Source organism: Campylobacter concisus, from assembly GCF_002913945.1.
GTDB classification, from domain to species: domain Bacteria; phylum Campylobacterota; class Campylobacteria; order Campylobacterales; family Campylobacteraceae; genus Campylobacter_A; species Campylobacter_A concisus_P.
Genome location: NZ_POZK01000019.1, coordinates 20,031 through 42,741 on the forward strand (window position 1 = coordinate 20,031; position 22,711 = coordinate 42,741).

Sequence of the window (22,711 nt, forward strand, 5' to 3'; positions counted from 1 at the left end):
GATTTTTTATTGTTATTTAGAGGATTTGTCGTGAAGGTAATATACTTACTCTGTTTTATTGTCACGTTTGGTTTTTGTGCACCCAGAGCTTGTACGACAGCAGAAGCAGCATCTATTGGTTGTAGTGGAGCAAACTATTCTTGCTTTATAGACGCTGAAGAGTACCAAGACAACTCTTCTAAAAATATCCCACATTGCATAAGAAAATCTGATAGAACTTGGACGATAGATACTAATAGCTTTTCTTCAGGCTTAGCACAAGATCATTATCACATTTATGCAAGACAATCTTCTCCATGGGGGCATGAACCATTAATTGGCATGTGGGATGATCACTCTAAAGGTTTAAGACAAAGATCAATAAATGGCAATCTAAATACCAGAGTAAATGGTGATATAGCTACCATTGGTGCTACTATTATGATTCCACAATACGCTGGATATAATTTTGTTCCAGATCCATCTAACGTAACAAGAACATCATCTACAGCCGATAGAATATTTTTAAATACTGGTAGTTTTACGTCTAGTAATTACACACTTTGTCAAACAACATATATTTATAATCCTAGCAAGTATCCTTATTGTAAAAATTCATCCTCTTCCACGTTTGATTTTAGTGAGAAAAATACCTTTATAAAAAATAATTTAAAAGGTAAAAACGTAGTCTATGCCAGGCTTTATTGGGGTGGCTCTCTTTATCAAAACTGGGCAATAAAAAATCTTGGGTCAAATTTATATGTAAGCGCCTTAAATTATATAAAAGGATATAGCAGGATTGATTTTAAAGCTCCTGGAAAAAATGCAATCACAATAGATGCTGATCCAAAAGATGTCTTTTGGTTTGGTTCATTTAGTGAGTATAAACCAAAATCAATGACTCTTGAATCATACAATCAAAACGAGTCTAATAGCTACTATGTAAAGGCTGGAATAAACTACCAATATGTAGCAAGTGCTGATGTAACAGATATAGTTAGAGACTCTCTTGGTACTAGTGAGTCAGGTAGGACATTTTATGCTGGCAATATCAGATCCACTACGATTCCCTTTAGTGATGAATTTATAGACCCAAATGATGGCACATATAAGGTAAACAACTCTACTAATAGAAAACTAAAAAAAACATACGGCACGCTACTATTCTCACCAGTTCAAGGGCAAAATGGTTACTGGATACAATCCATCGCACCACAATTTGCTGCTTGGAGTTTAGTCATCATTTATGACTTTGATGATAAAACTGCCGCAGCAAACAATATAGAGCCAAAGCTTGTTAGTATATTTGATGGGCTAGAAAGACTTGCAGCAGACTGGATGAAGTCAAGCGATCCATTTGGTACTGTAAAAAGCTCAACCATAGATGTAAAATTTGAAAACATCTATACGCCAAAAGCAGGCGACATAAATGCTACGCTTACAATGTTTTCTTTTGGCGGAAAGCCAGAAACAAAAGGTGAGAATATTGAAATAGAAAACGAAGGTAGTTATCTGAGTATAACCAGCAAATACAATGCAAAAGGTGATCAATTTAACTCAACTATGACAAAATTTGGGCAACTTATAAATCCAGGTAAAAAATTTTACTCCCAAGCAGACTTGGATATATTTGATATATCGGACAAAATGTCATATGCTCAAAAAGAAGCGGATATAAAATTTACAGTTACAACGATTAAAAATTCAGGCGGTGCCAATGTCGTAAGTGCTGACCGTATAAATTTAGCTCTAGTTGGCTTTTCTACTCGTATATATAAGCCAGATGTTTGTTATATGGAATATATTTATGCGAAAAAACCTAGCGATAGTACTTTTACAAAGGTGCAAGAAAATACTCCGACGGTAGTGCCAGCAAATACTATTTTAAAAACTTTCGTTGAAGTTACAAATAATACTAATGAAGCTGCCCAAGACTTTGCACTAAAAGCCACAATAGATCCAAGCCAAATTTATAATCCAAACTCAACTTACATTTACGCAGATAAAGCATCACAAGGGCCTAGTGATCTACTTACTATGTCAGGACAAATACACTATAACGACAACACAGGCTTACAGCAATTAAGCGGAAATGACTTAACTTTTTATTTGGGACAAGGTGCAGCTGCAAATAAGGGTGGAGAAATGCTAATTCATCAAGGCAACTACGCTTATGCCATATATGAAACAACCCTTAAGTCTAAATTTGAGCCAAATAGTTACAAAGCCACAGTTGCAAATGCTGATATAAATTTACAGCCCTATGACACATATATAAGAAGATGTAGCAATCAAAATTACAACATTACTTTAGGCGTTAGTGCCAGTCCAAATAATTTCGTCGCAAGCAATAGACAAGACGATGGCTCGGCAACTTTTAAAACTAAATTTAAAAATAGACTTCTAACCAAAATCGTTTCTACGCCATTTAATGTCTATATCACAAACTATGATACAGATGGCAACAAAAAAGTACCAGATGCTCCAGTAGATGTAAAAGTAGAGTTGGTTGAGTCTTGCAGTGCTCCAACAAATTTATATGAACAAGATATAACATTTAATGGCGTAACTGATATTTTGTTATCAGGCATTAGTATTGATAGAGCCTATAAAAGCGTAAAATTTAGAATTTCTCATCTTGATCCAGCAACAAATACTACAAAGGTTGAATGCGAAAAATTAGATGATTTTGCTATAAGACCAAGTCACTTTAGGCTATGGGATACTGACAAGAATACGATCAATAATAACAATGTTTTAATAGGCGGCAAAGCTTATAACAACATTGCTCTTGCGGCTATGAAACCTCTTGATAGTGGCTTAGCAAATGGTTATATAAATAACATAAGTGGCTCAAATGGAGAGATAAAACTTGTACCAGCATATAGTGCGACTTGCGATCCTAGCATTATAGAGAGCGAGAACAAACTAAGCGTAGATTTTAACGATCCAAATAAAGCATTGGGTAAAATTTTCCGTCACACATCAAGTGGACCTGTTGGCTTTTCTTACTCAGATATAGGTGATACATATTTTTATGTATTAGACAAAGACTATACAATAACTGATCAACATACACCATCAAGAGCTGATGATTGTGTAAAAAACTCAATTAGCAACGATCCATCACAAGACACTGCTCAAGAAGGAAGGATCGGATGTAGTATAAAGCTAGAAGGCAATAGAGATTATTTATTTAGGCCAAAAGATATACAAATAAGCAAGTTAAAGATAACAAAAGATAACGATATAACATACCTTGATAATGAAGGCATACAAAAAGCAAAGCTTGACTTTGAAGTAACTGCTAGGCTGTTTAACGATGACCCTGCAAAGCTTTATAATGAAGATTGCTATGCAAAAAATATGAACTTTGATATAAAGCTAGACAGAGTTCCTTTAAATTTTACAGATAATGATGGCAATGCCGGCACATTAGCAAAAGCAAATGAAGAAATTTTATTTTTTGAAATTCCTGGCTCAAACACTAGAAAAGCAATAGATCCAAGTGCTACAAAATCAACATTTTATGTAGAGAAAAATACTTTTGTAAATGGCGTAGGCAAAGGTGAAGTATATTTTAATTTTGAAAGAAAAGTAAATCATGCTAAAAATCCTTTTACTATTTCAAGTAATGATTTTAGCTTTAGCGGCATGTCAGATAGTACCGATACAGTAAAAAAATATGAAAAACCAGCAACAGAAACAACGGCAAAATTTTATTTTGGTAGGGTTTATGCACCATTTTATGAAGGGCTTTATAGTGGCTTTTATGCCAAAATTTATTATGGTGCCTACTGCGATGGATGCAATAAAAATATCTATATGAAAGATAATGGCAAACTATGGCAAGACTTTCCAGCTGCACCATTTTGGGCTACCAATCCAAAACACAATGCAGGAGTACTTAACTATCATGACTTTAGCTTTACAAACACTTACAGCGGCACTGTTTTAAGAAATGATGTAAGCAGCATAAGCAATGGCGAGCAAATAATTTTTATAAGAAACCCTTCGGCAGTTACTGATGTGGCTAAAATGAGAGCACCTAGCTGGCTTCTTTATAGTGAATTTGATGAGAAACCTGAAACAAATAATTTCAATCTAAATTTTCTAGTACCAAATGGCGAATGGGCTGGTAAAGTCCTAAAGAGCAATAATATAGAGGATAAGACAAGCGGTGCAGTTGGAGTTTTTATAGGAGTAAAATCTAATAGTGATAGTAACCTAGATATAAGTGACAAGACAAACAGGAGAATAGAGTGGTGAAAAGGGGTGGCTTTTCATTGGTAGAGCTTATCTTGTCAGTGCTTGTAGTAGCCATAGTAAGTGCGAGCCTGCCACTAGCGGTAAGAACTACTTCAAATTTAAGCGAGCAATCCTTAATGCAAGAAGGACTAATGAATGCTAAAACTTATATGTCATTAATATTAAAAGCACCATTTAGTGATCAAGTCTTAATAGCCGGTAAAAACACCATGCCATCATCTATAACCACTCAAGAGGCTATAATTTTTCCTCTTATTATCTGCGACCAAGGGGCAAATCCGGATTTTTATGAAAAAAGCGGTGTAAAAGGTGAAGGACATAGGATACTTGCGTATCCAGTGCAAAATTCATCTGCATGTGCCACAAGGCCTAGTGATTCAAAGCTTCCAGAATCAATCAAAAGCGTAAATTTTAAAGTAAAATCTATCAAAAATTTCAATACTCAAAAATCCATCTCGCCAACTGCTAGCACTACTAAACGTGACTTTATCATAGATACAGAAACGACTCCAACCATAACAAATGGAGCTGATAAATTTGTAGTTAGCACTCCTTTAAACGATAACGACGTTTTACAGATAAAGCTAGATACGACTATGAAAACTACAAAAGAGAGCAAAAGCGTACTTTATGGATATGCCTTTAATGTAGGTGAAAGCAGTACTCTAAGTGTAAAAGAATGGAAATGAAAAAAACAAAAAAAGCTTTTACATTAATTGAGCTAATAATAGTCATCACCGTACTTGGCGTTATCTCACTTATGAGCTTTAACACGCTTATGAATTTATATCAAAACTATTTTCAAAGCAAAGTAATAAACGAGCTAGAGACACAAAGCGAAATCGCTCTAGAGCAAATTTCAATGCTACTTAGCCACAGAATCAAACAAAGCGTTATCGCTAGGAAAAAAAATGGAGATTACCTAGCTCTAAATGATAGTGGCGTAAATTTAAGTAGTGACTTTGAAATTTTAGAATTTATCCCAGCTGCTTATGAGCTATTTGATGGCATAAACGAATATAAAGGAGATGATACTAACGGAGATCCGATCATCGAAGAAGGCATATATAGTGGATATGTAGATCTTGCAAATAGCTCTATTGCAAATGGATTAAAAAGCCCTGGAAGTAAATTTAATGATGCTTTTAGAAACGGCGTAATGGACTTGACCTGCGAAAATGATAGCAATGAAGAAGATGTAAATAGCGGCTCTAGGTGCATAAACGCCGATAATGAAAATGGTGGTTTAGTGGCGATATTTTCTAGCATACTTTATAGAGTTGGTAGTAGCTTTGGCTATCAAGAGAATTTAGACCAAAGGCACTTAGATATCGCAAAAGTAGGCATACAATCAATCGACACACTTAAAATTTCAAGTGATTTTAAAAATAAAAAAATTTCAGAACAGTATAAGCTAGCTTACACAGCCATTGCCATAGCGCCAGCTGAGCAAAGTGCCGAAGATATACAAAATGGCTCTTTTGACCTTAAAATTTACTACAATTATAGGCCATGGCTAAATGAAAGCTTTAAAAAATTTAGCTCAACATCTACAAAGGCCATCAAAGCCGAAAGTGCAACACTAGCTAAACACGTAACAAGATTTGTCTTTACAGAAAAAAATGGTGTCATCGCGCTAAAGCTCTGCCTTAAAGCAGAAAAATCAGAAATAACCATTTGCAAGTCAAAGGCGGTTTATTGATGAGAAAAGGATTTACATTAATAGCGGCGATATTTTTTCTAGTTGTGGCAGCTTCTATCAGCACTCTTGCTCTTTCGATAGCTAGCACATCAGCTAGACAAAGCAGTGAAATTTATCTAAGAGAGCAAGCACAACTCGTTGCTCAAGCAGCAGCAGAGTATGCGATGTTTGAAATTTTTAGAACCGATTTCTCAAATAAATGCTTAGATAAAGTAAATGGAGAATTTAACGATATGTTCGACTTTAAAGTAAAAATAACTTACTTTGGCGATATCGGTATATGCACTCCACCGACAATCATGCCAGGAACAAACGGAGTCGCAAGTACTGGCAACATGATCTTTGATGTTTTTGTAACATCAAAAGATAAAAAAACGCCAAATCCTATAAATTTTCACAAACGAACTCTTCAGAAACTTTAAAATTTTATAAATATTTTAGTTTAATTTGTTTTTAGTTTTAGCGTGTTATAATCATCTTACTTTCTATAAAGGAGATTACGATGAACATAAGCATTGTAGGAAAACAATTTGAGCTAACAGAGCCAATCAAAAACTATATCCAAGACGCTTTTGATACGCTTAGCAAATACAATCTCGACATCATCTCAGCAAGATGTGTTGTAGCAGCCGATGAAAAACAAGGAAAAAAAGGCTTTAATGCAGAATTTTCTCTAAATATGGCCCATAAAGATACAATAGTCGTTCGCCAAAAAGATAAAGACCTTTACTCTGCGATCGATCTTGCTATCGAAAAAGCATCAAAAGTTTTAAGAAGAGAGCATGATAAGAAATTTACCGTAAAAGGTAAGGCTGACGACAAAGAATTTCGCTCAAGAATAGGTGAAGAAAAGATAGAGGGTGTCGAGGAGATAGTGCCTATGGAGCTTGAAATTTATAAACCACTTGAAGTCGAAGAAGCACTTGAGAAACTAAAATCAAGCGATAAACAATTTTACGTATTTAACGATGTTGACGCAAAAATGCGCGTGATCTACAAAAGAACAGACGGAACTTTCGGTCTTTACTAAACCTAGGGGCAGCTTTGCCCCTAAAATTTAAGCTAATTCACTATAAATTTTCTTTCTAAAATCTAAAAAACCTGTTGCAAAAACTACTGTGCCAGCAAATGGCTTTAAATTTTCAGAAAGGTGTTAAGCTCTATCAAGGTGACTTTAAATTTAAAATTTTACCAAGCGTTTGAGCGATCCTTTAAGCGTTAAAAATCCAACTATATTTTTGTAAATTTTATGAGCAATTTTTATTTAGCTTTGTTTATGAGACTATTAAGGTTGCAAAAAATCTTATCAAATTATCAATTTTGGTTTTTAACTCAACGTCCAAACATAATGAAAGAGTACTTTAAAATCAAAAAGTGCCTAAAATTTTACGGAATAGATATCCTTGTGTAAGATAGATCTAGATACAAGAAGGCTTCTCTGTAAGCCATTTTAAGAATATCTTGGCGAACTAAACTAGGTCACAGGCAAGGCAAAGAATTACATGCCATAAAAAATGGGTGATTTTCTTAAAAATAATTGCAAACATCAAGATGTAGAATTTTATTTTATGGACTGGAAAAGTGTATGGAAATACGACAAATGGCGCAACAGAACAAACGAGCTAAAAACGCTTGATGGCGTCAGGTATAAAGAATTTCCAAAGATAAAAGAGAGACAAGGCTCTCTGCTTGATTTTTAAAATATCCAATAATCAAAAAATACAATCTACTAAATTATTTCTCTAAATTTTCACTAACCTTTGGTGTAAAAGCCTTATTTATCTTTCTTACCCAAATGATTAGCGAGATAAACAAGATAAAGTAAAGCACATAGCTAGCTATCGGCCAACTAGTATCAGTGCCACTTTCTTTTAGAGAGATGACATTTCTAAACTCGTTTAACATAGAAATTCTATATCCATAATATTTTATGGTGACGTTTCTATCGCTATTTGTGAAGCCCTGGGCTTTAGCTTGCACATCGGCTGAGTTAAATTTAAAATAAAATGGGAATCCCCATGCAGTATCTTCATTTCTATAGGCCATAACTTTATCTGGATTTTGAGGACTTTTAGTGTAGATAAAATAGACATCTCTAGTAGGGCCATCAGCTGGGTTTTTGGCGTCAATTATGCCGTCCTTATCCATACGTTTTACATCACCACCGGTTATAAAAACGCTATCATAATGCGGAAACGAATAATTAACCACAAGTACCAACAAAAGATGCAAGAGGACAATAAAACTAACGCAAATTCTTCTAAAAAATGTAATCATTTCTTTCCTTTAAATTTACGCTATTTTATGAAAAGATAGCTTAAATAAAGGGGTAAAAATACCCCTTTAGTTTTAAGCTTTTTTATTAAGTATAAATTTTAGAAGTTGCGCAAAGAAGCTAATACCACCGATTATTAAAATCGTATCGCCAATCATTCTAACCCATCTTAAATTTTGTAAGTGTGATTGTTGTAAAAGCTCAGCGCTTCTTGCATACCACATGCCATGCTCTAGGCTTGCAAATGCTTGATAAATTCCTATTGGAAGTAACGAAAGCACGATCATTAGCATAAGACCTATATTTAAGCCCCAAAAGCCTATTTTCATAAGTTTTTCGTCAAATTCTTGACCTTTGAATAGATAAGTAGCTACTAGCCAAACAAATCCAAGTGCCAAAAATCCATAAACACCAAATAGCGCAGCATGTCCGTGAACTGGAGTCGTATTTAGACCTTGGATATAAAATAGTGAAATCGGAGGATTGATTAAAAATCCAAATACACCAGCACCTAGCATATTCCAGAAAGCAACTGCGATAAAGCAGTAAAGTGGCCATTTTAATGTCTTAGCCCAAGTTTGAGCAAACTGAAGTCTGTAATGCTCATAAGCTTCAGCGCCAAGCAATACAAGAGGAACTACCTCAAGTGCTGAGAAGCTAGCGCCAACTGCCATTATAGGTGTTGTAGTGCCCGCAAAATATAAGTGGTGGAAAGTTCCTGGAATTCCGCCTACTAAGAAAAGTGATGCACTCGCAAGTGTTGAGAACGTAGCAAATCTCTTTGAAACAAGACCAAGACTAACAAATACAAAAGCAAGTGAAGCGGTAGCAAAGACCTCAAAAAAGCCTTCAACCCAAAGGTGTACAACCCACCAGCGCCAGTATTCCATCACTGGAAGTGGACTTCTTTGGCCGTAAAATAATCCTGCTCCGTAAAATAATCCAACTGCAACGGCTGAAGCTGCAAAGATAGCAAGTAAATTTTTATCACCTTTGTTCTTAAATCCGCCGATAAATCCGCGAAGTAAAAGTAGCATCCAAATGACAAGGCCAACAAATAAAATAATTTGCCAAACACGTCCAAGCTCGATATATTCATATCCTTGGTGTCCAAACCAGAAGCTTAAATTTATAGGCATAATATTTGCGATCGCTAAATACTCGCCAGCAAAACTGCCAACTACAAGGATTAGTAGTGCGTAAAATAATAAATCTACGCCAAGCTTTTGGAATTTTGGATCTTTGCCACCATTTATAATAGGTGCTAAGAAAAGACCGCCTGCTAAAAATCCTGTCGCAATCCAGAAAATACTAGCCTGAATGTGCCATGTTCTAGCAAGTGAATAAGGAATATAAGCTGATAAATTTATACCGTAAAATTCTTGTCCTTCGACTGTATAGTGAGCTGTAAAGCCGCCTATTAAAATTTGGAATGCAAAAAGAGCCAAAGTCACAAAAAGATATTTTTTAAGAGCTTTTTGAGATGGAGTTAGGCTTAATTTACTAAGTGGATCTTCGCTAATAGCTTCCAACTTTTCATCATCTTTTTTACCATAAAAAGAGCTAAACCAAACAAGAAATCCAATACCAGCAATAAGTATTACAACACTTGCGATTGACCAAAAGATATTTTCGCTTGTTGGTACATTATCGATTAGTGGCTCATGTGGCCAGTTATTTGTGTATGTAGCATCGCTATTAGGTCTGTTTGCTGCGGTTGCCCAGGCCGACCAGAAGAAAAAGTTATTAAGATCATCTCTATCAGAAGCATTTGGAAGAGTATTTTCTTTCATCGCATAAGCTTCTCTTAAAGATTTAAACTTAGGGTCATTTCCAAAAAGTGATGAATACTCTTGGCTTACTTGTTTCATAGCCTTTAATCTATCGCTGCTAAGTACGATTTTATCGTCTTTTACGCCATTTTCTCGGTACTCTTTTTTAAGTAGAACTTTTAGATTTGCCTTTTGCTCATCATTTAAGTCAGCATATTTTGAGTGATAAATTTCATCTGCTTTTAACTCTAAAAATATAACTAACTCTTTGTGAAGCCAGTCCGCACTCCAATCAGGTGCTTGATATGCGCCGTGTCCCCAAACAGAGCCAACTTGCATACCTCCTATGCTTTGCCAGGCCTCTTGACCTTTATAGATGCTCTCTTTGTCGATCACGACATTGCCATTCTCATCTGTAAAATTTACAACTGGTGGCGAGCTTCTATAAACCTCAACGCCGTAGTAGCCTAAAATACTAAAGCAAATTACTAGTACTGCAACAAGTGCTAGCCAATACTTTTTGTATTCACGCATTGATTCTCCTTTTTTTAAAAATTTTAAGGCGAAGTTTATCTCATTTTAAAAAAGTGGCTAATGATATATGTCAATAAAAGATATATATTGTCTTAATAAAAATTTTAAAAAATTTATGAAATTGGCGGATTTTTACATAGAATTAACCTAAAAATTATTAATATACAACTTTATATTTTTAAAATAAAGGAAAAAATATGCAAAAAAAATTTTTGCAAAAAATGGCTAAATTTAGCCTTGTCGCTTCACTTTTTATGGCTCTTAGCCTAAACGCAGCTGAGTCTGCTAGAAGCATAACTGACATGCATGGCGTCAAAGTTGGCGTACCTGAAAAAGTTGAAAAGATCGCTGCTCTTTGGCACGCAAACAACGAGATCATCCTAGCGCTTGGCGGTATGGATAAAGTTGTAGCCACAACCGATCAGATCAAGAAAAACAAGTGGTTCGCCCTCGTCTACCCAAGACTTAAAAATTTACCAGCCGCACTTGACGGCAAAGATCTTCAGATCGAAGAGCTTGTTAAGCTTGCCCCTGATGTTGTCGTAGTCTCAAGCAAAAACTATCAAGATGAGCTTAGCAAAAACGGCTTTAGCGCTATAAATTTAATCTTTAGAGACTATCCAGATATGGAAAAGAGCATCTATGCAACAGCTGAAGTGATCGGTACTGACAAGGCTAGAGCTATGGCTGATAAACTTACAAAAAATATCCAAGATAACACCAAATTTGTAACTGATAAGACAAAAGACATCCCTGATGCTAAACGTCCAAAAGTACTTCACTTGCTTGGCGGAGCAAATTTATTAAAGGTTGATGGCACAAAAACTATCATAAACACTTGGATAAATTTAGCTGGCGGCAAAAACGCAGTCTCAAAAGAAGGCTCTATGATCGAGCTAACAGCTGAAGAGCTCATCAACGCAAACCCTGATATCATCATCGTTGGCGGTGCTGATACAGACGAGCAGATCAAAGCTATTAAAGAAAACCCTGCATATTCAGGCTCAAATGCTGTTAAAAACGGCAAAGTTTATGGCAACCCAAAAGGCGTTTTTGGCTGGGATAGATACGGCGCAGAGAGCGCTCTTCAAATTTTATGGGCAGCAAAGACTATCCAACCAGATCTATTTAAAGATGTAGATGTAAAAGCTAAGACAAAAGAGTTTTACAAAGAGTTCTTAAACCACGATCTTAGCGATACAGAGTATGGCTATATCCTAAAAGGTCTAAACCCAGACGGTAGCAAAAAATAATATATGAAAAACGCAAATTTTTCATTAGTTACCATTTTTTTAGCTCTGCTAACGCTTCTTTGCGCCTTTGTCGCACTTTGCGTTGGTAGATTTTACATTTCATTTGGCGATGTATTTAGCGTGCTAGCTCATAGCATTGGTCTAGGAGAGGGGGCAGCTAGCAACATCACAAACGTGATAGAAAATTTACGCATCCCTCGCATTATCGCAGCTATACTTGTCGGAGCCGCTCTTAGCGTAAGTGGTGCAGCTTATCAAGGCGTCTTTAAAAACCAGCTAGTAAGCCCTGATCTGCTTGGCGTCTCAGCTGGTGCTTGTGTGGGGGCTGCGACTGCGATTATCTTTGATCTATCGCTATTTTGGATACAAATTTTTGCATTTGGCTTTGGACTAGCAGCCGTTGCTATCACGCTAGCCATACCTAAGATGATGGGACGCTCAAGCACACTTATGCTAGTTCTTTCTGGTATCATCGTAAGCGGTCTAATGGGTTCAGTGATCGGCTTTTTAAAGTATGTCGCAGACCCTGAGACTAAGCTTCCTGACATCGTCTACTGGCAGCTTGGAAGCCTAGCAAAGCTTGATAGTGAAAATTTAAAATACATCGCCCCAGTGATGATCATCTGCGCTGTTTTGCTAATCGCTATGAGCTGGCGTATAAATTTGCTCTCTCTTGGCGACGAGAGTGCGGCTAGACTTGGCTTAAATGTCTCATTCGAGCGTTCTATCATCATCATCTGTGCCACGCTTCTTACGGCATGCAGCGTCTGCATAAGCGGCATAGTCGCATGGGTGGGACTTCTCATGCCTCACTTAGCACGCATGCTAGTTGGAGCAAATAACATAAAAAGCATGCCTGCAAGCATATTTATGGGCGCGATATTTTTGCTATTTGTAGATACCTTAGCTCGCAGCATAAGCGTGAGTGAAGTGCCTCTTGGCGTGCTTACTGGCTTTATCGGCACGGTATTTTTTGTCTGGGTTTTATGGCGAAATAAAAAGGTTGCATGATGCTTGAAGTTAGAAATTTAAACTTTAGCTACCCAAATGGGGCTGGCAAACTAGAAAATGTAAATTTAAAGATAGGCGCAGGCGAAATTTTAACCATACTTGGTCGAAATGGAGCTGGCAAATCAACCACTCTTGGGCTAATAAGCGGCTCACTAAAGCCAATTTCAGGAGAAATTTTCCTTGATGGCAAAAACGTAGATAGCCTAAGCAATAAAGAGCGCGCTAAGATCATGGCATATGTGGCTCAAAGTGAGGTAACCGAGTATGAATACACTGGACTTGAGTTCATCACGATGGGACGTGCGGCGCACCTTGGCATCTTTGCAAGACCTAGCAAAGAAGATGAAGAGATAGCTAAGATTTACACTAAAAAGCTTGAGATCGAGCACCTTGAAGAGAAATTTATAACTCAAATGAGTGGCGGTCAAAAGCAGATGTGTATGATCGCTCGTGCGATGGCTGCGCAGCCAAAGATGATCATTTTTGACGAGCCAACGAGTGCGCTTGATTTTGGCAACCAGTATAAATTTTTACGCACCGTTAAGTGGCTAAAAGAGCTTGGCTACTCAGTCGTGCTAACCACTCACAACCCTGACTTTGCCGTGCTTCTTGGCGGATATGTCGCACTTGTAAAAGGTGATGGAAATGTTGAGTTTGGCACGGTTAATGAGATCATCAGAAGCGAAAATTTAAGCAAGCTTTACGGACTAAGCTTAAACGTAAGCTACATCGACGAGGTAAAAAGAGAGTGTTGCTTAACATATCCTCTTTAAATTTATACTCTCAAAAGAGAAATTCTTTTGAGAGCGCTTTTTTGTATTATTTTTCTTATTTAATACTGCCTTTGGAGTAAAAATGAAAAAAGTAGTTTTGATTTTATTTTTTGCATTGATGGCAAACGCAGCGGATAAATTTGATTGTTCTAAACGCTACTGCAAAGAGATGAAAAGTTGCGAAGAAGCATATCACTATCTAAGAAAATGCGGACGCAGTGGGTTTGATCGTGATCGTGACGGTATACCATGCGAGAATGTATGCAAAGAGCGAAGAGTAGAAAAATAATTTTATAAATTTTAAAAAACTTAGCCTTGACACTTACTTCAAATTCTATAAATTATAAAAATTTAAACAAGTCAAAAGAACCAGTAAAAGAAAATCAAAAATTTAAGTTAAGCTAAAAGCAACTAGGCGTTATTTTTAGTAAGCGCTGCCACTCTAGCCTTTGCAGCCTGTGTGATATCATCCTCGTAGTCGTAGAAGTTAAAGGTCGCTCCATGCTGAAAAAAGCCATTTAGTATATCGCCGCTTTGGCGGTTTTTCAGATCAAGCTCCGCCACCTTAAAGCCGTCATTTGTCGCACAAAATTCCTTTAGTCTTGCTGGTGCCTCTTTTAGCTTGGTAAATAAAAAGCAGTATCCATCGCCGCCGTTTCGCCCAACTCTACCGCGCAGCTGATGAAGCGTAGCAAGCCCTAGCCGCTCAGCGCCCACGATCACTATCGTATTTAGCCTTGGTAGCGAGATACCCACCTCAACAACGGTGGTTGAGAGCAAAATTTCACCCTCCTCTCTAAACCGCCTTAAAATTTCCTCTTTCTCTTTGTCTTTGCCGTGCGTGACGAAGACATTTTTGAAATTCTTTAGCCAAAAGCCCTGTGCCTCGCTTAGACTTTGGTAGTTTGAGCTCTCGCTGCTCTCGACTAGCGGATAGATGATGGCTACTTGAAAGCCTCCCGCAAGCTGCTTTTTGATGTGAGTTAGCAAAAAGCCAAACTCACTAGCGCCTAAAATTTGGCTCGTTATATTTTTCTTAAACGGCATCTGCTTTAAAAAGCTAAAATTTACGATCGATGATTGGATCAAACTTAGCGTCCTTGGTATGGGCGTAGCCGAAAACTGCACAAAATTTGCTCGCTCATCATCGTTTGAGGCCAGTTCCTCTATCTTTTTTCGCTGGTTTGAGCCAAAGCGGTGCTGCTCATCAACCATGACTAGCGGTGAGTTTGGTAGCTCGTGAAAGAGCAGCGCATGCGTGCCAACGATCAAATTTGCCCCACCAAAGTCTATCTTTTTCTCTCCACTTTGAACCAATATCACATTCATAAATGGCGGCAATAGACTCTTTGCTTCATTGTAAATTTGCTCGCTTAAGATACTTGTTGGCGCCATCAAAATGGCACTTTGCGGATATACACTAAGAGCAGCTGCCAAGATCACTAGCGTCTTACCACTTCCCACATCGCCCATTATGACGCGCCTTTTTGCCTGCATAGCAGCAAGGTCGTCTCTTATATCATTTACCGCATTTATCTGGTCATTTGTCGGCGTAAATGGCAAGCTCTTAAGCCAAGAGCTTATATCAAAAAGCTTGATTTTTGGGCTTTTAAAGTAGGTTTTTTTAGCACTTAGCTTTTTTATGTAGTTAAAAATTTCTACAAATTTTAAAATGTGCACGCCCTCATTATCGTTTTTTAGGCGGTATAAAATTTGTACGCTTTGCTCGTCTAGTCTTTGCAGCTCAGCTAGAAATTTAGCCTCTCGCTCACTTAAGCCCTCGGCTAATAAATTTTGTAAATTTATATATTTTAAAACGAGTTTTTTGACTTCATCATCTTTTAGCTCGGTCTTAAATTTAGGCACTATCTGGCCTATTTTTGTGGTAATTTTTGGATTTACTATCTGCCACGAGCCAAAGGCATAGGAGCAAAGCCCATATATCGCCATCTCTTTGCCCGTCTTAAAAGCGCCGTAGTGCCAGGACTTTGCATTAAAAATGACGATCTTTACGCTACTTTGCCACTGCTCACAAAAGGCAAGTGCTGTCAGCATGCCAGGGCGCGAGGCGAGCGAGGTGATCTTTACATTTATGCAGACCTGCCCTTCTCTTGGGCTCTTAGCGATCGTCGTATCCTCAAAGCCCTTTGGTAGCACAAGGGCAAGGTCAAGCAGGCTAAGCACGCCTATTTTTAGAAGTTTTGCTCTGTCGCTTGCTTCAAATTTCATTTTTTAGGACGCAAAAACTTAGCTGATTGATCTCTGCGTGGGCTTTTATGAAGCTATTTAGCTCGCTTAGTGAAAGGGCTGAAATTTTATCCAGATCCTTTAAAAATGCCCCAAGCTCGCCATGCTCGTAAAACTCGCCTTGCGCGATGTCAAGGCGCTTAAATAGCGTCTCAAGTCTAAGCGGCAACGAACCAAGTAAAAATTTCTTAGCCTGCTCAAGCTCAGCCTTACTAACGCCTTTTTTACTAAATTTTAAAATTTCCTCTTTTATAACGGCAATGGCCTCATCTTTTTTCTCATTTTTTGTCTGCATGTAGCCGTAGAGCTGGCTGTAAGAGAGATTTAGCAAATTTCTAGCGTAGGCGCTATAAGCAAGCCCTCTTTTCACACGGATCTCCTCCATAAGCCTCGAGCCAAAGCCACCCTCACCTAGGATAAATGTCGCCACTGCGGCCTTGTATTTTTCTTCAGGTTTCACGTTAAATGGCGCGCCAAAGTAGATGTATGCCTGCTCGCTTTGCCTGATGATCTCGCTGCTTTCGCACTTATCGCTTGGGCTAAAGTGCTCTAACTTTCGAGCTTTACCAGGTTTTAAAATTTCTAAAACACTAGCGAGCTCTTTTGTCTGCTTCTCGTCGATGTCGCCACCTAGCACGCAAAGTAAATTTGAAAGGTCTAAATGCTCGTTTAAAAATTTGCTCACATCTTCAAGCGTGATCGCTTTTATGCTCTTTTTAGTGCCGATACTTGGCTGGGCAAGCACGCTTTTTGGGTACAAAAGCTCAAAGAGTCCTTGCCTTGCCACGTAGTCAAAGTCGTTTTCATTTGCTGCGATCTCGCCAAGTGTGACGGTTTTGCACCTATTTAGGATCTCATCTGTTAAATTTGGGGCGAGCAGTAGCTCTTTTAACTTGCCGCACGCAAAGGCAAAGTGCTCTTTTAAGCAGTTTAGATCGATGCAAAATGTCTCAAAGCCGCAGCTTGCGTTTAGGCTAATCGCCCGCACCTCAAGCTTTTTAGCAAATTTAGCCGAGCCTAGCTTCATATCGCCCTCGTTTAGTAAATTTGCACTTAGCCTTGCAAGGCCTGCTAGCTTGCCATTTTGTGAGCTACCAGCTGCTTTGAAAACTAGCTTTAGGCTCACTACTGGCATCGCTTTTGAGCTTTCAAAAACGACTGGAATTTTTACATTTTTTACATTGATATCTAAAATTTTCATCTAAAATTTCTCCAAAATATCGTAGTTTGTGTTACGCTTGGCTGGAATTTCTCCGACATCTTTTATAAGCTCGATCATCTGATTTTGATTCATCCTAAAGCTTGCACCTGCTGCCTTTACGACGTTTTCTTCCATCATTGTGCTACCAAGGTCGTTTGCGCCAAAAAGAAGCGCTAGCTGACCTACGTAGCTGCCCTGCGTGACCCAGCTGCTTTGAATGTTTTTAAAGTTATCCAAAAAGAGCCTTGAGACTGCAAGAAGCCTTAGATAGACGTTTGAGCTTTGCTTTTTGATCTCAGGGAATTCTTGCATAAGCTTTGTATTTAGCCCTTGAAAGCTCCAAAGTATAAATGCTCTAAATCCAGCCGTTTCATCTTGTAAATTTCTGATATGCTCCCAGTGCTCCACGATCTCGCGAGTGCTCTCAACCGTGCCAAACATCATCGTAGCAGTCGTTTTTATGCCAAGCTCGTGCGCCTCTTTATGTATGCGAAGCCAGTCTGCGGTGTCGCACTTTTTTGGGGCGATGATGTCACGCACCCTGTCACTTAAAATCTCCGCTCCAGCCCCTGGCATCGAGTATAAGCCCTTTTCGTTTAGGCGTCTTAAGACCTCTTTTGTAGAAATTTTTGAAACTCTTGCGATGTAGTCGATCTCAACGGCTGAGAAGCCATGTATCGTGATGCTTGGATAGTGCTTGCTGATGTAGCCGACAAGCTCCTCGTACCACTCAATCTTTAGCTTTGGATGTACGCCGCCTTGAAATAAAATTTGCGTGCCACCAATGGCGATTAGCTCCTCGATCTTCTTGCCGATCTCTTCAAAACTTAGTACATAAGCGTCTTCTTCTTTTGCGTGGCGGTAAAATGCGCAAAATTTACAATCTACCCAGCAGACGTTTGTATAGTTGATGTTGCGATCGACGATGAAGGTCGTTATATTATCTGGATGAAGCTCTTTTTTTCTAGCTAGCGCCATCTTGCCAAGCTCGTAAAGCGGTGCATTTTCTATAAGATCGATGGCCTCATTTACACTAAGTCTTTTCAAATTTAACCTTTTATTTTGCTTATTTTTGGGCGAAAGTTTAGCTAAAAATGCTTTTAAATATGATAAATCAGGCGTTATGAAAAATTAATTTTTAAAGGCTAAAATGTGAGAAATTCTTTAAAGGAGCAAGTTATGAAAAAGATAGTATTTGCCGTTATTTGCGGGCTATTTTTAGTTGGTTGTGCTAAAAATGAGCCAAAACCAGCAAGCCATGAAGGTTGCGGTTGTTCTCATCACAAAGAGATAAAAAGCGATATGCAAAAACAAGGTTGCCACCATCAAGGCTGCATGATGCAAGGCTCAATGCACAGCGATATGCAAGGCTGCCCAGCTCACGCAAAATAGTAAAAGTGCCAAATGGCACTTTTATTTTAATATCACCTTGTCACCTCTGGTGCCAAGAACCGTCACTTTCTCTCCGTTAGCTAAATTTCCGTCATACTTCCAAAGTGTGCCTTTGAAATAGACCATATTTTCTCTGATCTCGCCAACTCCGGCTTCGTCTAAAAATTCCTCGTTAAAACTCTCTTTTCTGGACATAAATTTACTCTTTAACGGCGCTTTTAAAAGCACAAGGAGCACGATCGCAATCGCTGCTGTAATTAAAATTTGATAGCTCCAAGCAAAACTAAAACCAAAATTTATAGCTCCAACTACGATAAAAGCTATGCCAAAAAATAGCAAATAAAACGAGAAAAAGATAAACTCGGTGATGCACAAAACCACACCGATTGCTATCATTATAAAAGGGCTGATCACGCCTTATCCTTAGCTAGGAAATTTTTCAAAACGCTAAGTGAGCCAATAAGCTCAGTCGCCTCATAAGGGACTAAAATTTTATCTTTTGAGTTATTTTTAGCTAGCTCGCTAAATGCCCCGACTCTATCGCGCGCGAGCAAAAATTCAGCCGCATTTGCGTTTTTGCTCATACTATCATTTATCATATCCATAGCCTCTTTTTGAGCCGTTGCTATGGCGATTTGTTCGTATTTTTTCGCATCAGCCATACGCTCTATAGCCTCTGCTTGAAGTACTTTTTCTTGTTTTAGTGCTTCGGCATTGCGGATTAAAGCCTCTTTTTCAGCCAAGGCTTTTAGCTCGATCGCACGTTTTTCACGCTCAGCTTTCATCTGCATATTCATCGCCTCTTCGATGCCAAGTGGGACAGAAATTTCAGAAATTTCTACACGCATTATCTTTACACCCCAGTTGCCAGCGGCGTCGCCAAGAGCCACTTGAAGTGCGGCATTTAGGCGGTCGCGAGAGCTTAGCGTATCGTCAAGATTCATTGCACCTATCTCGCCACGAAGCGTTGTCATGGCTAAATTTGCAATGGCACGCTTGTAGTTATCTACGTTATAAACCGCCATTTTTGCGTCAAAGACCTTTAAAAAAACGATACCATCGACGCTTATATTAACGTTATCTTTTGTGATGACTTGCTGTTTTGTAATATCTACAAGCTGCTCTTTTACGGTGATTATCGCTCTTATTTGATCGACAAATGGGATAATTATGTGAAATCCGCCGTCAAGCACTTTGTGAAATTTACCAAGTCGCTCAATGAGTAGATTATCAGCTTGTGAGACGATCTTGATACCAGCCTTTAAAAACAAGAACGCAAAGATAACCAGAACTACGACTAAAACACCAAATGCTTCGATTTGCATTTTTACTCCTTTAATTTATAATTTGTTATTTTCTTAAGTATTATAATACATTTTAAATTTTATTTTCAAAAAGGATTAGCATGAAAAATTTTATATTTGCACTAAGTGCGGCTCTACTTTTGGCAGGTTGTGCCTCATCTAGCCAAAACGCAAACGTCCCACAAGGCAAATGTGAAGTAAAAAGTAGCTGCGAAGCTCCAATTAGCAGCATCGAGGGCACTTATAAAGCATTTTTACCTTGCGCTAGCTGCATGGGTATAGACTCAACCCTTATACTAAAAAAGGACGGCACATTTGAAAGTGTGATGAACTACAAATCAAAAGACAACTACAAAGCCGTTAGCAAAGGCAAATACTCAATCAAAAATGGTGTGATAACAACGATTGATGAGTATAAAGAAAAGAGCTTTTATAAAATAGAAGGCGAGAACCTAAAAATGCTAGACATGGATCAAAAAGAGGTCACTGGCGAGTTAAAAGATAAATACATCTTTAAACGCGTAAAATAAATTTTAAAGGCAAAATGATATAATTTTGCAATTTTTAAGGAGTTGCAAATGAAATATCTTTTTGCCATACTTATCTCATTTTTCATCCTTGGCTGCGCAAAAAATGAAAATTTAGAGCCAAAACAAAGCACACAAAATACAGCAAAAGAAGACAAACCGCTAGTTCAGGCAAATACACCCAAAAAGCCAGAAAAGCTAATACTTCCAAACTCAATTTATAGTAGTTTTCACACTATTTTGCCTTGCCCAAACTGCGAAGGCATAAAAACTATCATCACGCTAAATAAAGACAAAACTTACACAAAAACAATGCTTACTATGGATAAAGAAGTAAGCTTGGTTGAAAAAAATGGCATATTTGATGTTGATGATAGTGCTATCATTTTAAAAGACGAAAATGGCAATCTTAGCTACTTTGCGCCAAATAAAAACTCACTTCTTCAGCTTGATGATAAGAAAAATAAGCGAGTTGGCGTGCTAGCTCAAATTTATAATTTTGAACCGGTAAATAAAGCTTACAAAGATAGTTTTTTTGCTAAATTTTATAAATTTAAAAACAAAGATAACTTTTTAGACATTGTAATCGTACCAAGCAAAAATGGTGCAAAAATAAGTTTTTATTCATCATTAAAAAATGGCTCGCCACTTTGCGAGTTTAGCTCCGAGCTACTTTATAACAAAGGAATTTTTTACCTTTTAGATGAAAAAGGCATTGCTCTAAGTATACATAGGATAAATAATGCAATTTTTCTAGTAGCAAACGATAAAATTTGCAAAAATGCTCACATAAGCGGACGATATAAAAAAGATAAAGATCAAAAAAATCTCTTTGGCAAAGGCTTTTTTGCAGAGCTGACAAACGAATCAGCAAATAGAGATGTGATAAAAATTTACGGCTCAAAAAACATAAAACGGGATAACACAAAAAAAGAAAGCAGCTACATAATAACAAACAAAAATGAAAGAATTTTTGAATACACCTTGCTAAATGGCATTATCACAAGCATTGAAATTTACTCAAACGAGTTTAAAACTCCAGAAAATATCAGTCTTAAATCAAATTTCAAAGATATAAAAAACTCTCTTGCTATTTCTAAATTTAGTAGTGACAAAAACAATATCTATCTAAAAATAGATAGCCACGATATGCTAATCACACTAAAAAATACACTTGCCAAAGAGATAACAAGCCTAAACGATATACCAGATGAAACAAAGATAGAGCAAATAACGCTAATGTGGAATCAATAAGTTGAAAGAATATCTTAAACTTTTAAAAGAAGAGAAAAATTTTCGCCTCTTAAGCATCATTCAGCTTATATGCTATTTTGGCGTATGGTTTTCGCACACAGGTATCTTTACCCTTCTTATCAAGCTTGATGCTCCTGTTTGGGCGATCACGCTAAGTGCGGCGATGGCATTTATCCCAGGTGTTGTCATAGCTCCTTTTAGTGGAATTTTAGTTGATAAATTTAGCCCAAAGCCAATGCTTGTCATCATGATGGCAGTTGAGACGATAAGCGTTTTTATGCTTCTTTTTATAGACTCACTTGATTTTTTATGGCTACTTTTACTTATCATTTTTGTTAGAAATGGCACTGGCGGAATGTATTTTCAAGTAGAGATGAGCGTGCTGCCAAAAATTTTAAGCAAAGAAAATCTCAAACTCGCAAACGAGATCCACTCCATAATCTGGGCAGTCTCATACACTGCTGGCATGGGGCTGGCTGGAGTTTATATACACTTTTTTGGTATTAAAAGCGCCTTTTTACTTGATGGCATACTATACATTCTTAGCTTTGGATTTTTATATTTTTTAAATTTACAAGGCCTAAAGCCGGAATTTATAGAAAAACCACTAAAAATGCTAAAAAATGGCCTTGTGTATTTAAAAGAAAATAGGCTCATCGTGCACCTTATATTTTTGCACGCCTTTGTTGGCATTACTGCTTATGACGCGCTTATAGCACTTTTGGCTGATTACAAATATGCAAATTTACTCTCAACATCACTAGTTATAGGACTATTAAATACTTCAAGATCCATTTCACTTATGTTTGCTCCAGCCATACTTAGTAAATTTATAAATAAAAATACGCTTATTTTCGTATATATCGGTCAAGGCCTTGGTATCATTATTTGGGCTTTATCGCTCTGGAATTTTTATCTATCGCTTATTGGCATTATCTTTGCTGGATTTTGTACATCAAGCCTTTGGAGCTACACCTATACGATGCTTCAGCAAAACTGCAAAAAAGAATTTTATGGCCGAGTGATTGCATATAACGATATGATTTTTCTTGGCTTTAGCGCTCTTATTTCATTTATCATTGGTCTGCTTTATGATATTGGACTTAGCGTTGAGATGATTGCAAGTTTTATGGGAAGCCTCTTTTTTGTAGGAGCTTTTTACTATCACATAGTATTAAAAAGCTACAAAATAAGGTGATTGATTTTAAATTAAGTCGC

At 37.5% G+C, this 22,711-nt stretch carries 21 protein-coding genes; 14 read left to right on the plus strand and 7 right to left on the minus strand.

The genetic code is table 11. The features are described 5' to 3' along the window. Nucleotides 1–30: 30 nt before the first annotated feature. From CYP64_RS04270 to CYP64_RS04295, 6 genes are all read left to right on the plus strand, one after another. The gene (locus CYP64_RS04270; RefSeq protein WP_141091147.1) at nucleotides 31–4,248 is read left to right on the plus strand and encodes a hypothetical protein; all 4,218 of its coding nucleotides are present in this window, start codon (nucleotides 31–33) and stop codon (nucleotides 4,246–4,248) included. Then, nucleotides 4,242–4,937, plus strand: coding sequence for a type II secretion system protein (locus tag CYP64_RS04275; protein ID WP_103648811.1), 696 nt, complete (start codon nucleotides 4,242–4,244; stop codon nucleotides 4,935–4,937). The genes CYP64_RS04270 and CYP64_RS04275 overlap by 7 nt, the downstream gene beginning before the upstream one ends. Next, nucleotides 4,934–5,950: a type II secretion system protein gene (locus CYP64_RS04280; protein WP_223154467.1), complete on the plus strand. Its 1,017-nt coding sequence runs from the start codon at nucleotides 4,934–4,936 to the stop codon at nucleotides 5,948–5,950. Before CYP64_RS04275 ends, CYP64_RS04280 begins: the two co-directional genes overlap by 4 nt. Next, complete coding sequence (locus CYP64_RS04285) at nucleotides 5,947–6,372, plus strand: hypothetical protein (RefSeq protein ID WP_181001684.1); 426 nt, start codon at nucleotides 5,947–5,949, stop codon at nucleotides 6,370–6,372. Before CYP64_RS04280 ends, CYP64_RS04285 begins: the two co-directional genes overlap by 4 nt. 80 nt (nucleotides 6,373–6,452) lie before the next feature. Then, complete coding sequence (gene hpf / locus CYP64_RS04290; RefSeq protein WP_103648812.1) at nucleotides 6,453–6,980, plus strand: ribosome hibernation-promoting factor, HPF/YfiA family; 528 nt, start codon at nucleotides 6,453–6,455, stop codon at nucleotides 6,978–6,980. Between the two features lie 484 nt (nucleotides 6,981–7,464). After that, entirely contained in the window at nucleotides 7,465–7,650 is a 186-nt protein-coding gene (locus CYP64_RS04295) for a hypothetical protein (RefSeq protein WP_103648813.1), read from the plus strand. Between the two features lie 34 nt (nucleotides 7,651–7,684). On the opposite strand, the gene CYP64_RS04300 is transcribed toward CYP64_RS04295, so the two are convergent. Together CYP64_RS04300 and CYP64_RS04305 are read right to left on the minus strand one after the other, a co-directional pair. Then, nucleotides 7,685–8,227, minus strand: a complete 543-nt coding sequence (locus CYP64_RS04300; RefSeq protein ID WP_103648814.1) for a DUF1523 family protein — start codon at nucleotides 8,225–8,227, stop codon at nucleotides 7,685–7,687. Nucleotides 8,228–8,299: 72 nt separating this feature from the next. Continuing rightward, nucleotides 8,300–10,531, minus strand: coding sequence for a nitric-oxide reductase large subunit (locus CYP64_RS04305; RefSeq protein WP_103648815.1), 2,232 nt, complete (start codon nucleotides 10,529–10,531; stop codon nucleotides 8,300–8,302). A gap of 221 nt (nucleotides 10,532–10,752) precedes the next feature. Here CYP64_RS04305 and CYP64_RS04310 point away from each other — a divergent pair, with 221 nt between their 5' ends. The 4 genes from CYP64_RS04310 to CYP64_RS04325 all read left to right on the plus strand — a co-directional run bounded on the left by CYP64_RS04310 (nucleotide 10,753) and on the right by CYP64_RS04325 (nucleotide 13,857). Then, nucleotides 10,753–11,784 (plus strand): ABC transporter substrate-binding protein, encoded by a 1,032-nt coding sequence (locus CYP64_RS04310; protein ID WP_440130149.1) that lies wholly within the window; start codon nucleotides 10,753–10,755, stop codon nucleotides 11,782–11,784. Between the two features lie 3 nt (nucleotides 11,785–11,787). Continuing rightward, complete coding sequence (locus CYP64_RS04315; protein ID WP_103648817.1) at nucleotides 11,788–12,795, plus strand: FecCD family ABC transporter permease; 1,008 nt, start codon at nucleotides 11,788–11,790, stop codon at nucleotides 12,793–12,795. After that, nucleotides 12,795–13,568 carry an ABC transporter ATP-binding protein gene (locus CYP64_RS04320; RefSeq protein WP_103648818.1) on the plus strand — a complete coding sequence of 258 codons (774 nt, stop codon included), beginning with the start codon at nucleotides 12,795–12,797 and terminating at the stop codon, nucleotides 13,566–13,568. Before CYP64_RS04315 ends, CYP64_RS04320 begins: the two co-directional genes overlap by 1 nt. A gap of 82 nt (nucleotides 13,569–13,650) precedes the next feature. Continuing rightward, nucleotides 13,651–13,857, plus strand: coding sequence for an excalibur calcium-binding domain-containing protein (locus CYP64_RS04325; RefSeq protein ID WP_072594813.1), 207 nt, complete (start codon nucleotides 13,651–13,653; stop codon nucleotides 13,855–13,857). Nucleotides 13,858–13,979: 122 nt separating this feature from the next. Here CYP64_RS04325 and recG read toward each other — a convergent pair whose 3' ends face one another. The 3 genes from recG to CYP64_RS04340 are packed head-to-tail and all read right to left on the minus strand — an operon-like array spanning nucleotide 13,980 to nucleotide 18,063. Further along, complete coding sequence (gene recG / locus CYP64_RS04330; RefSeq protein ID WP_103648819.1) at nucleotides 13,980–15,797, minus strand: ATP-dependent DNA helicase RecG; 1,818 nt, start codon at nucleotides 15,795–15,797, stop codon at nucleotides 13,980–13,982. Further along, the gene (locus CYP64_RS04335) at nucleotides 15,787–17,016 is read right to left on the minus strand and encodes a M16 family metallopeptidase (protein ID WP_103648820.1); all 1,230 of its coding nucleotides are present in this window, start codon (nucleotides 17,014–17,016) and stop codon (nucleotides 15,787–15,789) included. Before CYP64_RS04335 ends, recG begins: the two co-directional genes overlap by 11 nt. Continuing rightward, on the minus strand, nucleotides 17,017–18,063 hold the full coding sequence (locus CYP64_RS04340; protein WP_103648821.1) for a dehypoxanthine futalosine cyclase: 1,047 nt from the start codon (nucleotides 18,061–18,063) through the stop codon (nucleotides 17,017–17,019). Between the two features lie 132 nt (nucleotides 18,064–18,195). Between CYP64_RS04340 and CYP64_RS04345 the strand changes: the two genes are divergently transcribed. Beyond that, the gene (locus tag CYP64_RS04345) at nucleotides 18,196–18,408 is read left to right on the plus strand and encodes a hypothetical protein (protein WP_103648822.1); all 213 of its coding nucleotides are present in this window, start codon (nucleotides 18,196–18,198) and stop codon (nucleotides 18,406–18,408) included. A 21-nt stretch (nucleotides 18,409–18,429) separates the two neighbouring features. On the opposite strand, the gene CYP64_RS04350 is transcribed toward CYP64_RS04345, so the two are convergent. Both CYP64_RS04350 and CYP64_RS04355 read right to left on the minus strand, forming a co-directional pair. Next, the gene (locus tag CYP64_RS04350; RefSeq protein ID WP_087576784.1) at nucleotides 18,430–18,822 is read right to left on the minus strand and encodes an NfeD family protein; all 393 of its coding nucleotides are present in this window, start codon (nucleotides 18,820–18,822) and stop codon (nucleotides 18,430–18,432) included. After that, the gene (locus CYP64_RS04355; protein WP_103641565.1) at nucleotides 18,819–19,733 is read right to left on the minus strand and encodes an SPFH domain-containing protein; all 915 of its coding nucleotides are present in this window, start codon (nucleotides 19,731–19,733) and stop codon (nucleotides 18,819–18,821) included. The genes CYP64_RS04350 and CYP64_RS04355 overlap by 4 nt, the downstream gene beginning before the upstream one ends. 80 nt (nucleotides 19,734–19,813) lie before the next feature. Between CYP64_RS04355 and CYP64_RS04360 the strand changes: the two genes are divergently transcribed. From CYP64_RS04360 to CYP64_RS04370, 3 genes are read left to right on the plus strand one after another with little or no spacing between them, the layout of a single operon-like run. After that, complete coding sequence (locus CYP64_RS04360) at nucleotides 19,814–20,242, plus strand: copper resistance protein NlpE (protein ID WP_084040810.1); 429 nt, start codon at nucleotides 19,814–19,816, stop codon at nucleotides 20,240–20,242. 48 nt (nucleotides 20,243–20,290) lie between these two features. After that, complete coding sequence (locus tag CYP64_RS04365; RefSeq protein ID WP_103648823.1) at nucleotides 20,291–21,493, plus strand: copper resistance protein NlpE; 1,203 nt, start codon at nucleotides 20,291–20,293, stop codon at nucleotides 21,491–21,493. A gap of 1 nt (nucleotide 21,494) precedes the next feature. Beyond that, nucleotides 21,495–22,691, plus strand: a complete 1,197-nt coding sequence (locus tag CYP64_RS04370; RefSeq protein ID WP_103648824.1) for an MFS transporter — start codon at nucleotides 21,495–21,497, stop codon at nucleotides 22,689–22,691. Nucleotides 22,692–22,711: the final 20 nt, after the last annotated feature.